The sequence below is a fragment of the Priestia sp. 179-F W1.4 NHS genome (genome assembly GCF_045369295.1).
GTDB lineage: Bacteria > Bacillota > Bacilli > Bacillales > Bacillaceae_H > Priestia > Priestia zanthoxyli.
In genome coordinates this window covers 126,143-140,668 of the sequence record NZ_JBIQFF010000005.1, presented here as the reverse complement: position 1 = coordinate 140,668, position 14,526 = coordinate 126,143, and the positions used below count along the sequence as shown (strand labels likewise).

14 protein-coding genes are annotated in these 14,526 nt (G+C 38.5%); 11 read left to right on the top strand and 3 right to left on the bottom strand.

Annotated elements, in window-relative coordinates; translation table 11 throughout:
* Positions 1-6: 6 nt before the first annotated feature.
* Complete coding sequence (locus ACH0CI_RS21210; protein ID WP_028413104.1) at positions 7-231, top strand: non-oxidative hydroxyarylic acid decarboxylases subunit D; 225 nt, start codon at positions 7-9, stop codon at positions 229-231.
* A gap of 21 nt (positions 232-252) precedes the next feature.
* Positions 253-723, top strand: coding sequence for a hypothetical protein (locus ACH0CI_RS21205; RefSeq protein WP_406902222.1), 471 nt, complete (start codon positions 253-255; stop codon positions 721-723).
* Positions 724-740: 17 nt separating this feature from the next.
* Here ACH0CI_RS21205 and ACH0CI_RS21200 read toward each other — a convergent pair whose 3' ends face one another.
* Positions 741-2,819, bottom strand: a complete 2,079-nt coding sequence (locus ACH0CI_RS21200; RefSeq protein WP_406902221.1) for a helix-turn-helix domain-containing protein — start codon at positions 2,817-2,819, stop codon at positions 741-743.
* A gap of 169 nt (positions 2,820-2,988) precedes the next feature.
* Between ACH0CI_RS21200 and ACH0CI_RS21195 the strand changes: the two genes are divergently transcribed.
* From ACH0CI_RS21195 to ACH0CI_RS21180, 4 genes are all read left to right on the top strand, one after another.
* A complete protein-coding gene (locus ACH0CI_RS21195; RefSeq protein ID WP_406902220.1) occupies positions 2,989-4,212 on the top strand; it encodes an MFS transporter in 1,224 nt (407 codons plus the stop codon).
* A gap of 23 nt (positions 4,213-4,235) precedes the next feature.
* Positions 4,236-5,687, top strand: a complete 1,452-nt coding sequence (locus tag ACH0CI_RS21190) for a M20 family metallopeptidase (protein WP_406902219.1) — start codon at positions 4,236-4,238, stop codon at positions 5,685-5,687.
* A gap of 238 nt (positions 5,688-5,925) precedes the next feature.
* Positions 5,926-7,629, top strand: coding sequence for an NAD-dependent malic enzyme (locus tag ACH0CI_RS21185; RefSeq protein WP_406902218.1), 1,704 nt, complete (start codon positions 5,926-5,928; stop codon positions 7,627-7,629).
* Positions 7,630-7,641: 12 nt separating this feature from the next.
* A complete protein-coding gene (locus ACH0CI_RS21180; protein WP_034269159.1) occupies positions 7,642-8,598 on the top strand; it encodes an AEC family transporter in 957 nt (318 codons plus the stop codon).
* A gap of 45 nt (positions 8,599-8,643) precedes the next feature.
* Here ACH0CI_RS21180 and ACH0CI_RS21175 read toward each other — a convergent pair whose 3' ends face one another.
* Positions 8,644-9,822 (bottom strand): NAD(P)/FAD-dependent oxidoreductase, encoded by a 1,179-nt coding sequence (locus ACH0CI_RS21175; protein WP_013057328.1) that lies wholly within the window; start codon positions 9,820-9,822, stop codon positions 8,644-8,646.
* Between the two features lie 33 nt (positions 9,823-9,855).
* Positions 9,856-10,308: a DUF1641 domain-containing protein gene (locus tag ACH0CI_RS21170; protein WP_013057327.1), complete on the bottom strand. Its 453-nt coding sequence runs from the start codon at positions 10,306-10,308 to the stop codon at positions 9,856-9,858.
* A gap of 429 nt (positions 10,309-10,737) precedes the next feature.
* Between ACH0CI_RS21170 and ACH0CI_RS21165 the strand changes: the two genes are divergently transcribed.
* The 5 genes from ACH0CI_RS21165 to ACH0CI_RS21145 all read left to right on the top strand — a co-directional run bounded on the left by ACH0CI_RS21165 (position 10,738) and on the right by ACH0CI_RS21145 (position 14,501).
* Positions 10,738-11,154 (top strand): hypothetical protein, encoded by a 417-nt coding sequence (locus tag ACH0CI_RS21165; RefSeq protein WP_013057326.1) that lies wholly within the window; start codon positions 10,738-10,740, stop codon positions 11,152-11,154.
* Positions 11,151-12,434: an ammonium transporter gene (locus ACH0CI_RS21160; protein WP_406902217.1), complete on the top strand. Its 1,284-nt coding sequence runs from the start codon at positions 11,151-11,153 to the stop codon at positions 12,432-12,434. Before ACH0CI_RS21165 ends, ACH0CI_RS21160 begins: the two co-directional genes overlap by 4 nt.
* Positions 12,435-12,568: 134 nt before the next feature.
* A complete protein-coding gene (locus ACH0CI_RS21155) occupies positions 12,569-12,766 on the top strand; it encodes an IDEAL domain-containing protein (RefSeq protein ID WP_045291744.1) in 198 nt (65 codons plus the stop codon).
* 185 nt (positions 12,767-12,951) lie between these two features.
* Positions 12,952-14,109, top strand: a complete 1,158-nt coding sequence (locus tag ACH0CI_RS21150) for a hypothetical protein (protein WP_406902216.1) — start codon at positions 12,952-12,954, stop codon at positions 14,107-14,109.
* A 14-nt stretch (positions 14,110-14,123) separates the two neighbouring features.
* On the top strand, positions 14,124-14,501 hold the full coding sequence (locus ACH0CI_RS21145) for a hypothetical protein (protein WP_406902215.1): 378 nt from the start codon (positions 14,124-14,126) through the stop codon (positions 14,499-14,501).
* Positions 14,502-14,526 lie beyond the last annotated feature (25 nt).

Here is a 14,526-nt window from a genome sequence, read left to right as displayed (position 1 = left end):
ATCGACATGCATACTTGTCCAAGATGTGAAGCCAAACAAGCGAACTTAGTATCTAAATCACCAGTTGAAGGAGCCTGGGAGATTTACTTATGCAACGTGTGTTTGTTTACTTGGCGTTCTTCTGAACCTGAGACGATCACCAATCCTGAAAAATACCCTCGACCATTTAAAATCAATCCAAAAGACGTACCGCTGGCAACGCACGTGCCTCCTGTGCCACCCCGATCTTAATGAGCAAAGGTGGTAAGTAAAATGAATAAAGCAGAGCTGCCAAAAGACGTGCGCGTATTTTTAAATGGAAAAGATCTAGAAAGGAAACAGCATGATGCGATGCTGCTATCTACAGTGACATCCGAGGGGTTTCCTCATGTAGCAATGATTAGCGCAGGAGAGCTGGTAGCTATTAGCTCTTCGCGCGTCAAGCTGTTAGTATGGAAAGATACCACGTCTTCAAAAAACATGATACAGAATCATAAGGCAACCGTTACATTAGTTGTTGAAGGCAAAGCTTATTACATTAAATTTCGGCTAAAAAAAGAAGCTCCTGTGTTATCAGGCTATGAGCTATTTACGGGAGAAGTAGCCGCTGTTAAAGAAGATTACGCAAAATATGCAGTTTTAACATCGGGCATTCAATTTCAGCTTCATGATTCCAAAGAGGTACTGAGCCGCTGGAAGCAATCAATTAAGGCTGTTCTTTCTACTGAAAAAACCGATTCTTAAAAATAAGAATCGGTTTTTCAGCTGTAGTGAAATTTTTTCAAATAGCAGGCTAGCTGCACTTTTAATAGATGTTCACTATTTGTAAATGATATGTTCATTTTATCTTCGATTTTCTTCAACCGCTGATAGAGTGTATTAACGTGAATATGAAGCTGCTTAGCTGTAAGTGAAGCCGAGCGGTTGTTATCAAAATACGCTTCTAGCGTTTGTTCTAAAGGTTCATCGTTCAAATGATTGTTTTTAAGAGGGACAAATACTTCATCAATAAAGGTTTTGACTTCTTCTTTCGATTGATTAATAAATAGCCGGTTAATTCCTATTTCCTCATACAACATGCATCCATCTTGCTGCTGAGACAGAAGGTAAGAGACAGCTTTTTCAGCTTCACTATAACTTTTTTCTATTTGGGTAAAGTGAGAATAACGACTTCCAATCCCTATTTTTACATGACATTCATTGTAGTAACGCCATTTTGAGAGTGAATCTTCTAATTGTTTGATAATAGCATGATGGTCTTCATAAGAATCAAGCGTGAATACAATGGTTACTTTCGTGTCGAATCCGTATACGACCGGCGCTTTTAAGCTGAAAACCGATTTGATGTCAGATACAAGGCGATGAAGATGTAAGTTTAAGAGCTGCAGGTCCGCCTGTGAACGAATGGTAATAAGAGTGACTAGAATATGCTTTTTTGTATCAATGTTTAGCTCATTTGCTTTTTGATACAGTAAAGTGGTGTCATAACATGATAAGTATTCACTAAATAGTTCATGCGTTCGCTTGTAAAATAAATCGACTAACGTTTGTTTTTTCAGCATTTCTAGTGCAATAACAGAGCTGCTTTGTTCGAGTGCCACTTGATCTAGAGAGGAAAGATCTTCTTGATTTGTCTGCAGAATAACTAACCCTAAGAGCGTATCAATGCCGTGTATCGGTTGAATGTAGACGCTGTGCTTCTGGTTGTGTGACTCAATAGTATAAAAGCAAGCTTTTGTATGTAAAACAAAATGCGTGTGAAATTCAGCTGTTTTTGTGTCTACATCAAGAAATTTTAAAAAGCCATAGGTCTTATTATCAACAAAATCTACAATGGTGACGGGAGATGTAACCATTCGGCGTAATTCGGTAAGTATCGGTTCAATTCCTTTACTTTGAAGTGAAACGTTCATGAATGTGCGATGAATTTGATCGCGACGTATTAAAAGTTCATTTTGTTTTTTTACATCTTCAAAAAGCGCTGAGTTTAAGAGAGCAATCGAAACTTGATCGGAAAAGCTTTCTAACAATTCTTTATCCTCTTCATTTAAAAGAGGAGTTGTACCGTTTTGATAAATAATGAGTACGCATACCGTTTGTTCTTCCATGCAAATTGGGACAGAAATAATAGATTGAATGTGTGTAAATGAATAGGACTGATTAAGATAGTGAATATTATCGTCAGTCATAGTAGAAGAATCGCGTACTATATCCTCTAAGTTCGTATACATATAGCTTTTATTATGCTGAAATGTCTTTCCGATAATTCCTTCGCCAACTTTCATTTTCATGTTTTGAATTTCATTGTTTGGCCCCCCGGACCAGGCGCGAGGCAAAAGAAATTCAGTGGAAGAATCAAACATCCACAGCACGCCCATATCCGCAACAGAAATAACTGAAAGAGCATTTTCTAGAATTCTTGTTAATAGATAGTCAGAGTCTTGTAAAAGCGAGATTTCCTTAATGCTTTTCATAAGTACGTTCAAAATGTGCTCATGCCGCTCTAGCTTTTTTTGCAGCACATAAGGAGAAAAGTTAGCGGATAGCTTCTTTATTTGTTGTGGTGTCCAGTCATGCTTAGCAAATATGCGAACAACAAACGCATACCGGTTTGGAAAGGATAAGTAAATTTCTTCGAACTCTTCATAGGCGATATGCTTTTGAAAGGAATCACTACCGTTATGTAGGCTAGTGGGAGGAGTGTAAGTCAGGGATGAGCATAAAGAACTGGAAAAAATCATGTTAAAATTTGCAGAATCAATACTTGTCCAAATTTGATAAGAACTGTTTTTAATAATAGATGTAAGATAACCTTTCATATTAGCTAATAAATCACTCATATTAACAACCCCTTATAGACTACTTAATGTAAAAAAATACATAGTTATAGTTCTTATTATATAGAAATGCACATTGAAAAAATAGTCAGAATTTTTTAATATTTATGTAACGAATCGATTTGTTACAAAACATTACATTAAATGGAATAAAAAGGAGATGAGTGCATTTATGCTAGCAAGGTCGAACTGGAAATACATCATTTTATTTTTATTATTTTTAGGCTGGTCGCTTGGAAACTTAGATCGTTTTATTATTAATTATGCTATTTTAGATATCTCGAAAGATCTACACCTTAATGCTTCTTCTACAGGCATCATCTTAAGCAGTTTTTTTGCAGGATACGCACTGATGCAAATACCTGGTGGGTGGCTAGCAGACCGCTTTGGGTTTAAAAAAGTCATTACAATTGCCGTGCTTTTATGGTCTTTGTTTACGGTTTTTACCGGAATGGCCTGGTCTTTTGCTTCTATTATTATCATTCGCTTTTTATTTGGATTAGGGGAAGGGAGCTATTTTCCATCTGCGTCAAAAGGAATCGCAGGGTGGTTTCCTCAGCAAGAACGCAGTAGAGCCATGTCTTTTTTGTTATCGTCAGGTACGATTATGGGCGTGGTGACACCGATTCTGGCGACGCAGCTGATGCAAACAATAAGCTGGAGAAGTATCTTTTATATCATAGGAGCCATCGGGCTTGTTATTACAGTTCTGTTTGTTTTTTTACTAAAAGAAAAGCAGCAGGGGGAAAAAAGAGAGGCTTCTGCTATTCCTGCTAAGCAGATGACATTAAAAGAAATTATCAAAACCCCGATGATTTGGAATTTATTTATTGCCTATTTCAGTATTTACGCTATTAACTGGGGGCTCATGTCGTGGATGCCTACATATTTAGCCGAAGTAAGACATTTGAATTTAACGGACATCGGTTTTCTTTCCGCTATCCCAGCATTTGTAGGCATTATCGGAATGTTTGTTAGCGGCTTTATTTTAGACAAGCTTCCAGAAGGAAAAGACAAGACGATAGCAGCGGTTTTTGGTTTACTGATGGGCGTTTTTCTTTGCTTAATGGCTATTTCACCTAGCGTAGGCATATTTATCGTTTTTCAAAGCGCAGTAACTTTACTGTTTTCATTTAATGTGATTTTAATCGCTTCAGCTCCTTTAAAAATGTTGCCTGAATCAGTGGTCGGTTCAGCAAATGGTTTTATTAATACAGGGGCTCAAGCAGCCGGCGTATTAACACCAATGCTTATTGGTTTTTTAGTACAATCGTTTGGCGGGTCTTATAATGCAGCGTTTGCTTTATTAATTATCTGCGCTCTTGTCTGTGCTATTTCGTTGTTTTCGATTCGACCTGCAAAAGTGGTAGTGAACGCACAAAATGCTGTTAAATAATGAGGGAAAAAGGAGAGTGTCTCATGGATATTGTCAAAAAAGTCGAACAACTTGTTGAACAAAAGCGACACGAGCTAACTCAAATCAGTGATCAAATATGGGAATATGCAGAAACGAGGTTTGAAGAGTATAAGTCGGCACAGCTAATTTGCGACATGTTAGAAAAAGAAGAGTTTACGCTTCGTACACATATTGCTAACCTTGAAACAGGTTTTATTGGAAGTTACGGGCACGGTTATCCGATTATCGCTATTCTTGGTGAATATGATGCGCTTACCGGGCTGAGTCAAAAAGATAAGTGTGCAGTAGCAGATCCAGTCAAAAAAAATGGAAATGGCCATGGGTGTGGACATAACCTACTTGGCGTAGGCTCACTAGCAGCTGCGCTTGCAGTCAAAGAATACTTAAAAGAAAAAAATGTTCCGGGAACCGTTCGATACTATGGATGTCCAGCTGAAGAAAGTGGCTACGGAAAGACGTATATGGTACGAGAAGGATTTTTCCAAGATGTAGACATCGCGTTTTCGTGGCATCCGGCTACCGTTAATGGTGTCATGCATACGTCATCGAATGCGGTTATGCAAGCAACTTTTAAATTTAAAGGAAGAAGCAGTCATGCAGCTGCTAGTCCTCACCTTGGCAGAAGCGCTTTAGACGCTGTAGAGTTGATGAATATTGGTGTGAATTATATGCGTGAACATATGATAGATGAAGCGCGCGTACACTATGCCATTACAAACAGCGGAGGCATTTCTCCTAATGTTGTTCAAGCAGAAGCGGAAGTCATGTACTTAATTCGTGCTCCGAAGCCATCTCAAGTAAAAGAACTTTATGAACGGGTTGTGAAAATTGCAAAGGGAGCGGCTTTAATGACTGAAACACAAATGGAACAGGAAATTCAAGGAGCCTGCGCTAATCTAATTCCAAATCAAACAATGGAGCAGCTGATGCATAAACAAATGATGCAGATAAATTTGGCTGAGGTGAAACATGAAGAAATAGTCTTTGCCAAAGCTATTTACGAGTCTACATCCGCTGAAGACAAAGAAGCAGCAAAAAAACAAGTGGGTTCACTGCTAGACAGAGCTTTAGCAAATCATCCAGTCTTCAATCAAATTGCTCCTATGTCTAAAAATGTTTCCTTCATGACAGGATCAACTGATGTTGCAGACGTTAGCTGGAATGTTCCCACTGCACAGTGCGTGACCGCAACGTGGGCTTATGCTACGCCGTTTCATACATGGCAAGCTGTTGCTCAAGGGAAAACGGAGTATGCCCATGATGCGATGTTATTGGCTGGAAAATCCATCGCGGCTACGGCGATTGAAATGATAGAAAATCAAGAGCTGATTAGTCAAGCTAAACAAGAGCTGGAGGATAGACTAGAAGGGGAAAGCTATGAATGTCTTGTGCCTTCACATATACAGCCACCTAATTACTCAGAAAGTGAGGAGGAAGACTACAGCGTGGTATAAAAAACGAAGCGGGAAAAACGTATTTTGGCGTAAGGAAGATCCGGACGATGAATCGTTCGGATTTTTTTATTGTTAGGTTGAACACAGGTTTCATTTATCCCGTTTTTTCGTCTTTAGATTGTATTGATGTAGTTATGCCTCAATCTCTTTTTTTGTTTTCATTAAAAATAAATGGTTAAAAATATATCTCTTTGCTGAACCTAACCCTATCTAATTGTTCACGAAAAGAGGTAAAAACATGAGAGCATATAAAGTAGAAAAAGATGGGTCAATTTCAACTTCACTAAAAGGAAAATCAGTTTTATCCACTTCTTATTTAAATAAAGGCTCTGCTTTTACTGAAGAAGAAAGAGAAGAGCTTCATCTGCAGGGACTTCTTCCTCCAACGGTCTTAACGTTAAAAGAGCAGGCAAAAAGAGCATATGAGCAGTTCGAAAAAGCGCCGAATGATCTTCAAAAAAATAATTCGTTAAATGATCTGCATAACCGGAACGTTGTGTTGTTTTATCGTTTATTAACCGATCATTTAAGTGAAATGCTTCCCATTATTTACACGCCTACTGTAGGTCAATCTATTCAAGAATACAGCCATGAATATCATCGTCCTGACGGCTTATATTTATCCGTAAATGAAGCGGACAGATTAAGTGAGGCGATTGAAAACTTAGGGCTCGACAGCGAAGATATTGATTTGCTTGTAGTCACGGATTCAGAAAGTATTTTAGGAATTGGGGACTGGGGAGTAGGAGGGATCAATATCGCAGTTGGAAAGTTAGCGGTCTACACAGCTGCAGCAGGAATTGACCCAAGCCGCGTACTGCCTGTTGTTCTTGACATGGGGACCAATAATAAAAAGCTTCTTGAAGATCCTTTGTATTTAGGAAATCGTCATGAACGAGTAAAAGGAGAAGACTATAATCGTTTTATCGCTCAATGTGTAAAAGAAATAACGGCCAAGTTTCCTAAAGCGCTTCTTCATTGGGAGGATCTTGGTAATATTAACGCGCGACACATTATGAAAGAATACGGCGATAAAATTTTAACATTTAATGATGATATTCAAGGAACGGGAGTAATTACTCTTGCAGCCGTTTTAACAGCCGTCCGTATTACAGGTACGCCTTTAAAAGATCAGCGGGTTGTTGTATTTGGACCGGGATCTGCTGGAATTGGGAATGCTGATCGTATTCATAGTGCGATGATGCTTGAAGGGTTATCTGAAGAAGAAGCATATGATCGTTTTTGGGCATATGATTACAGAGGTCTGTTAACGGAAGATATGGAAGATTTAGCTCCTTTTCAACAGCCATATGTTCGCCAAAATGAAGAGATTAAAGAATGGGAAAAGGGCGATGAAAATAAAATTTCACTGTTGGAGCTTGTCAAGCAAGTGAAGCCAACGATTTTAATTGGAACATCAGGCGTCACGGATGCTTTTACCGAAGAAATTATTAAAGAAATGGCAAAGCATGTAGAGCGCCCGGTGATTATGCCGCTTTCAAACCCAACTAAACTTGCTGAGGCTGTTCCGGAAAATATTATAAAATGGACGGAAGGAAAAGCCCTTATTGCAACAGGAAGTCCATTTGAACCCGTTGAATATAACGGGCACACTTACGAAATCGGACAGGCTAATAATGCATTTGTGTTTCCAGGTCTTGGTTTAGGTGCAATTGTGGTTCGCGCTCAAAAGTTTACTGAATCTATGTTTGCAGAAGCAGCCAATGCAGTAGCGCGTATAGCAGAAACAGATACAAAAGGAGATACGCTTCTTCCAAATATTAAAGATCTTCAAAAAGTATCAAAGGCGGTTGCTGTGGCAGTTGCCGATGCTGCTGTAAAAGATAACGTAGCAACTGTTACCGAAAAAAATGTAGCTGAACTTGTAGAAGAAGCGGTATGGCAGCCTGTTTATAAACCTGTTAAGGCAAGAAATGAATGAGGTGAATGATAAATGAGCATAGGTCAAATTTTTCTCATTCTCGCGCCTATCTTTTTTGTCATTTTGCTTGGTTATTTAGCAGGGCATTTTAAAAAATTTGACAAGCAAACGTCTAAGGGGCTTAACACATTAGTAACGAAGTTTGCGCTTCCTGCACACTTATTTGTAGGTGTGACGACAACGCCAAGAAAAACACTCATAGATGAATGGCCGTTTTTAGTTGTGCTGATTTTAGGCATCGTCGGGTTTTATCTCATTATATTGCTCATCGTGAAGTATGCAGGGAAGCATACGCTAACTTCTTCTTCTATGTTTGCTCTAAACTCAGCTCAGCCAACGTTTGCTTTTATGGGCATTCCGGTACTTGGAGGCTTGTTTGGTGCAGGTGCAGTAGCGATTCCAATTGCCATCACAGGAATCGTGGTGAACGCGATTTTAGATCCGTTGGCAACGATTTTGGGAACCGTTGGCCAAAGGGGACGAAAAGAAGGGGAAGAGAAAACAAGTTTATTCAAAGTAACGGTTCATTCTATTTTGCATGGTCTATCTGAGCCTTTGGCATGTGTCCCGTTAATTGGAGTGATTTTAACGCTTTGCGGCTTTCAGTCACCTAAACTGTTACAGGATATGCTTGATCAAATTGGAAGTATCACATCCGGAGCAGCTTTGTTTGCAGTAGGAGTAACGATTGGAATTGGAAAAATTAACTTCAGTAAAGGCGCGCTTGGGATCGCTGTCTTAAAAGTAGCGGTTCAACCGATCGTTATGCTCGGAATTGCAGTATGGATAGGGCTGTCTTCAGATGAAGTGACAAAAGCTATTTTACTGGTAGCTTTTCCTGGGTCTGCTGTAGCTGCGATGATTGCTTTGAGGTTTGAAAGCTTGGAAAACGAAACGGCCTCTGCTTTTGTCATTAGTGCTATTTTATCGTTGATTACGCTTCCGCTTCTTATTTCTTGGCTTATGTAAATAAAAAAACGAAAGAGGGAAATTCCTCTTTCGTTTTAAGACGGATTAATAAGCTAATGCGAATAATCCTTTGATATGAGATAAGTAACGAACGTTACTTGCTTCTTTCATAAGTGATGCTGGTAAACCTTTTAATTGCGTTTTGTTTCCGCCGATTGTACCAATTGCATCTTTGCGTCCAAGACTTCCTAGTGTACCAGAGAAGACAGGAACGAATGATTCCATTGCTCCGCCGCGAATAGCTACTGCTAAGTTCACGCCTACAACTTCACCCATTTGCCAAGCTAATTGAGCAGTAGGTGGGTAAGGGCGACCTTCTGGACCCATTACAACCGCTGAGTCACCAGCAAGGAATACATCTTTATGAGATGTAGATTGTAAGAATTCATTTACAAGTGCACGACCGCGGTTTACTTCGATACCTGAGTTAGCAACTACAGAGTTACCTTGAACTCCGCCAGTCCATACCATTGTTTTTGTTTCAATTTTGCTGCCGTCTTTAAGTTCAACAGTTGTAGCATCCATTTTTGTTACAGGTGTACCAGTAACGAATGTAACGCCACGTTTTGTTAAGCTTGATTGAGCGCGCTCTACTAATTCAGCAGGGAAGCCTGGAAGAACTGTAGGAGCTGCTTCTACACAGTATAGAGAAATTTCTTTTGGATCCACACCGTGTTTTAGACATAGGCTTGGCATTAAGTCAGCGTATTCACCAACAAGTTCGATACCTGTTAATCCGCCACCGCCAACTACGATTGTACCGTCAGCTTTATTTTTTGTTTTGCTGTATTCAGCGATACAAGCTTCTACGTGTGCACGTAAACGGTTTGCATCATTTACTGATTTAAGAACGAAGCTGTGCTCTTCTAAACCAGGGATACCGAAGTAAGCAGTTTCACTACCTAAAGCTGTAACAAGGTAGTCGTAGCTTAATTTTGTACCATCTTCAAGAGATACTTCACGTTGATCTGGTGAAATTTCTTTTACCGTTGCAATTTTTAAATCAACGTTGTAGTTTTTAAGTAATTTATCAAGTGGTAAAGCTACCGCTTGTTCAGAAACGCCGCCTACAGCTAGACGGTGTAATTCTGTAATGATTTGGTGAGTAGCAAAACGGTTCACTACTGTAATTTTTGCTTCATCCGCACTTAGGTGTTGGCGAGCTGTCATTGCAGTTAATAAACCACCGTAACCGCCGCCTAAAATTAAAATATGTTTTGACATAGTCGATCCTCCGTCCACACTTTTTAATGAAAATTATTTTTGTTTTTCGTTTGTAATGTCTAAATACGCTTGTGCAAAGCGGAATAGTTTTTGAGCTTGTGGATCTTTAAGCATGCGTAATAAACCGAATAAACCGATTGAATTAGAAGCATTTGCTTCTGCACGATCGTTTGCTTCGATTGCAGTAGCTGCAAGACCTTTTACTGTTCCTTCTACTGGCTCGATAAATTCTTTTACTCCACCAAGTAGATCTTCTTTTAATACGTCGTCAGTTAATAATGATTGCGCAACGTCGTAAGTTTTTGTAAGCACCGTTACCATTTCAGATAATTTTGGTAAATTATCTACAAGAACAGTAAGAGCTTCTTGTACTTCAGGCTTTAACAATTGATCTAACACATCCGCTTGACCTTTGTTAACCGCCGCTTCTGTTTGTACAGCAGCATTTTCCTCTGCAGCTGATTTTTGAATAGTTGATTGAGACATGAAAAGTCCTCCTTTGCTGGATACTGTTGCATATGTAGTTCCTAGTTATCTGCTAGACTTTCAAACTACATTGTGAAGTTGTGAAATCTTGCACATAATTCTATTTTAATTTTAATACGAGATAAAATCAACTCATTTCGTTGAAAAAATAAGTGAAGAACCTCGTAACCCTTTGTTTAATAAAAGTTTATAAAAAATAAAGCGAATAATTGCCTAGGTAAATAAAATTAAAATAGGGAACTAACATGATTCCTCTTCCTACGATAAAACAAATAACGTCATATTTCAACACATACGAACTTAATATTCTATAAGTATTAAAAAGATAGGGCGCATTTACTATTTAAAGAGTTTTCAAAAAATTACATTGACTTACTATAGTGTTCTACATATAATCAGAATATAACATCTTATGTAAGGAGATATAACATGGTTATAGTGGATGAACTTTATCATAATGTGGTCATTACATTGCCTCAATTAAAATTAATTGAATTTATAATGAAGTTAAAAGAAGCTAAAGCACAAGAAATAGAAGATATAAAAACGAAAATTAGTAAATACGAAGAGAAGAAACGTGCTGAAGAAGCTTGGTATCAATCACTATCACCGTTTCGCAAATTTTTTACCGGGCGTCCTTTAAGTCAGCATCAAGCGGTCGAGTATATGGTATACGTAAAGGAACGCTTTAAAAAAATTGATCACCTTAAAGCACAAATGCGAGAACTTCATGAAGTTCTTGAATTAATAAAAGCGGAAAATGAAGAAACAAGTGAAATTACGCTTTCGCCTGCTATTGTACAAGAAATAAAACGATTAAAAAGCAGTGGAGGCGTTGGGATATGAGTGTTAATGAACTAAGTTTAGGGATAAATACAACGTGGGTTGTATTAACAGCCGCGATGATTTTGCTAATGGAAGGCGGCTTTGCCTTGCTAGAGGCAGGTTTTGTCCGCTATAAAAATAGCGTCAATATTATTATGAAAGTATTCGCTGATATTACAATAGGAACGCTTTGTTTCTATTTAATTGGGTTTGGATTAATGTACGGAGATGATTTAGGCGGAATCGTCGGTAAAAGCGGTTTTGCGCTCTCAGGTAATTTATCGCACCTTGACATTCCAATTGGGCTTGAAACATTTTGGCTGTTTCAATGTGCGTTTGTGATTGCGGTCATTTCTATCGTTTCTGGAGCGGTGGCAGAACGAATTAATTTCCGCGCATATCTTTTATATGCGATTTTAATGACTACATTTATTTATCCTATAGCCGGCCACTGGATTTGGGGAGGCGGATGGATTAGTAAGTTAGGGATGCTTGATTTTGCCGGTTCGGCAGTTATCCATGCTCTTGGCGGTTTTTCAGCTTTAGCAGCTGCAATAATGATTGGACCGAGAAAAGGGAAGTTCACGAAAAATGGAATTAGTTCTGTTTCTCTTCCAAGCAATTTGCCGCTTGCATCAGTGGGTGCTTTTTTATTATGGTTTGGATGGTTCGGGTTTAATGCAGGAAGTACGCTAAGTGCCACTGACGTTAGAATTGGTCACATTGCTATTGTCACAATGTTATCAGCAGCAGCAGGCGGAGCAGCTACTTTATTTTATACTTTATTTCGCTACAACCGTTCAGATGCACCTTCTGTGATAAATGGATCGCTTGCCGGACTTGTCGGCATCACGGCCGGGTGCGCTTTTGTAAATACGCCATCTGCTATTTTTATTGGAGCTGTATCCGGCTTATTAATGATGGCAGCTACAAACTGGCTCGAAGCACGTCAAATCGACGATCCTGTAGGAGCTTTTCCTGTACACGCTGCTTCGGGAATATGGGGCACGTTGGCTGTGGGTTTATTTTCTACAGACGGCGGTGTGTTTACAGGAGGGAGCTGGACGTTATTAGGTGTTCAACTTCTCGGATTAATTGCTCTATGCGCTTGGGGATTTGTTACGACGTGGATAGGGTTAAAGGTTATTTCCTTGGTAGTTCCGCTTCGTTCTACGGAAGAAGAAGAGGAAGTGGGCTTAGATATTAGCTATCATGGCATCATGGCAGCTCATCAAGCTCCTGAGTTTATTGAATATGAAAACTACTATGCGGAAGTGAAAAAAAAAACCGTAGATTCTTAAAAAAAGGCCGCCCTTTATAACAAAAGGGCGGCCTTTTTATGTGGGAAAAAATAGATTTAAAATACTTGGTTTAAATGATTGAAAAGTCAGAATATTTGTGTTATATTATAAAAAAGCCAAGGAGTTGATTTCTTATGAAAAAGAATTTACTTAATTCACCGCAAAAATCCAACGGAAAGGTGCTTGATGCATTATTCGCTGAGATGGTTTTAGACAAGGCGATTGCAGAATTTCGTAAAGCACAGCTAAAAGAAGAAATCGACCGCACGCTATTGATGAAAAATAAAGAAGAGTTTTTAAAACTCTCATCAGAACTTAAACAAATTTCTTAATTACTTACTATACTTCACACACCATCTATTTTAGATGGTGTGTTTTATTTTTGAGACCTACTAAAAGGGATTAATTAGTAATAATTATGAATATATTCCTATTTAAAACTTTATTTACATTAATTGTATTGACTTCTTTTATGGATTTTTTTAACATAAACAAGAATTAAAGAGGAGGGGTTTGGTTGGGACATCTATTATTAGTAGATAGCTTAATTGCAGGTATTGTTTGTATTGTGTTAGGAATTTTATTTAGAGCTCACAAAACAAGCAAATTTTTGTACGGGATAGGAATTGTATTTGGTCTTATTTTTGTAGTTGGAACGGTTACTCAGTCTTCATCTCATACAGAAACTTCGTCAGTTACAGCTGAGAAAGTAGAAGCAAATCAAAAGAGCAGTAAAGACACGTCAGAACTTAAAGCCCTCGTTACTAAGGGAATGACAGATAAAGAATTTCAAAAAGAAAAAGAGAAAGCCGCTTTTCAACAGTCAGACTTAATTGCGTTAGGTAATGGAGAAGTCGGATATGTGATAAAAGCTGAAGATGGTTACATTGTAGCTGATACGAACGGCGAAACTATTTCAAGCGTTGAAACGTTTAAAACCGCTGATGAAGTAGAACAGTACGAATTAAACGAAGTTAAAAAAGTACATAAAGATGTGAGAACAGTTGATGCTCACTATACGGCTTCAGATTTAGAAAGCTTAGAAGATTTTGATCAAAAAATTAATGAAGTGCTGAAGCGCGTCGATCTTACAAAAAAGGAGTTTAATGAACTAAAATTAAAGGATGTTAAAACATTAACTTCTCATGAAATAGAAGTAATGAAGGCTATTCGTGACTCTGTTTCGCCCATTACAAAAGATACGCTGCTGCAAAAAACGATCCCTGCTAAAGATATTGAAAAGTATGTAGATGGATCTTATACAGCACTAGGAGGATATGTAGCTAAGGCTGAAGATGTTCATGATATTACTTCGTACAAAGATTTTGTTGAAAGCTTACGTTTAGATTATACAGATGGTTCAGGCAAAAGGCCGTTTCCTGAAGAAGGATCGACGTACGGTGTAATCAAATTTAAATCACAAGCGGTAAGCCACGTTGATATTCCCTACGGAACTGCGTTCGGAGGGAAAACAGCAGATGGACCTCCATGTACGCTTAATGGGTTTACAGGATCTCGAAACGGGGAAACCGTTCCAGAGTTCAAATTTGATAACTATTATCCACCAGCAAACGGAGCGGAACTATATCAAGTGGTAAATGGGGAAGAAGTACTTTTAGCTACCTACGTGGCAGAAGAAAAACGATTTGTACCAGCGGTTGCTAAACCAATGTAAAGGAATGTTTTTTTATGATTCGAAAAGGTTTGTATGCAGCATATAATGAACGAGACTACGAATGTTATGAAACGGAAAACGGGTGTGTAAAGCTGATTAGCTATGATAAAGGCGATGTAGCAAATGGATTCATTCCATACAATGACACGACTTTTACAAAAGAAGTTCCTCGTGATGCTGTTGAAGAAGTGTTTTTTGTAGCTCCGTATGCTACTTATCAAAATGAAACGTTTGGTGTGTCAGCTGCTTCTGATGTTCGAGTGCTTTTGACCACACCTGAAAAAGAAAAAGCTGATAAATATCATTTTCAACGAACGGATAAATATCTATATGAAAAACGTGTGTTAAAGGAAGAAGTGAAGTTAACGGAGAAAAAAACTCCTTATTCATAAGACGCCAAAATAAAAAGAGGATGCA

What these genes read in the sequence shown, in the direction of transcription:
- ACH0CI_RS21210 (WP_028413104.1), top strand. Translation starts at nt 7, where the DNA reads ATGCATACTTGTCCAAGATGTGAAGCCAAACAAGCGAACTTAGTATCT.
- ACH0CI_RS21205 (WP_406902222.1), top strand. Translation starts at nt 253, where the DNA reads ATGAATAAAGCAGAGCTGCCAAAAGACGTGCGCGTATTTTTAAATGGA.
- ACH0CI_RS21200 (WP_406902221.1), bottom strand. Translation starts at nt 2,819, where the DNA reads ATGAGTGATTTATTAGCTAATATGAAAGGTTATCTTACATCTATTATT.
- ACH0CI_RS21195 (WP_406902220.1), top strand. Translation starts at nt 2,989, where the DNA reads ATGCTAGCAAGGTCGAACTGGAAATACATCATTTTATTTTTATTATTT.
- ACH0CI_RS21190 (WP_406902219.1), top strand. Translation starts at nt 4,236, where the DNA reads ATGGATATTGTCAAAAAAGTCGAACAACTTGTTGAACAAAAGCGACAC.
- ACH0CI_RS21185 (WP_406902218.1), top strand. Translation starts at nt 5,926, where the DNA reads ATGAGAGCATATAAAGTAGAAAAAGATGGGTCAATTTCAACTTCACTA.
- ACH0CI_RS21180 (WP_034269159.1), top strand. Translation starts at nt 7,642, where the DNA reads ATGAGCATAGGTCAAATTTTTCTCATTCTCGCGCCTATCTTTTTTGTC.
- ACH0CI_RS21175 (WP_013057328.1), bottom strand. Translation starts at nt 9,822, where the DNA reads ATGTCAAAACATATTTTAATTTTAGGCGGCGGTTACGGTGGTTTATTA.
- ACH0CI_RS21170 (WP_013057327.1), bottom strand. Translation starts at nt 10,308, where the DNA reads ATGTCTCAATCAACTATTCAAAAATCAGCTGCAGAGGAAAATGCTGCT.
- ACH0CI_RS21165 (WP_013057326.1), top strand. Translation starts at nt 10,738, where the DNA reads ATGGTTATAGTGGATGAACTTTATCATAATGTGGTCATTACATTGCCT.
- ACH0CI_RS21160 (WP_406902217.1), top strand. Translation starts at nt 11,151, where the DNA reads ATGAGTGTTAATGAACTAAGTTTAGGGATAAATACAACGTGGGTTGTA.
- ACH0CI_RS21155 (WP_045291744.1), top strand. Translation starts at nt 12,569, where the DNA reads ATGAAAAAGAATTTACTTAATTCACCGCAAAAATCCAACGGAAAGGTG.
- ACH0CI_RS21145 (WP_406902215.1), top strand. Translation starts at nt 14,124, where the DNA reads ATGATTCGAAAAGGTTTGTATGCAGCATATAATGAACGAGACTACGAA.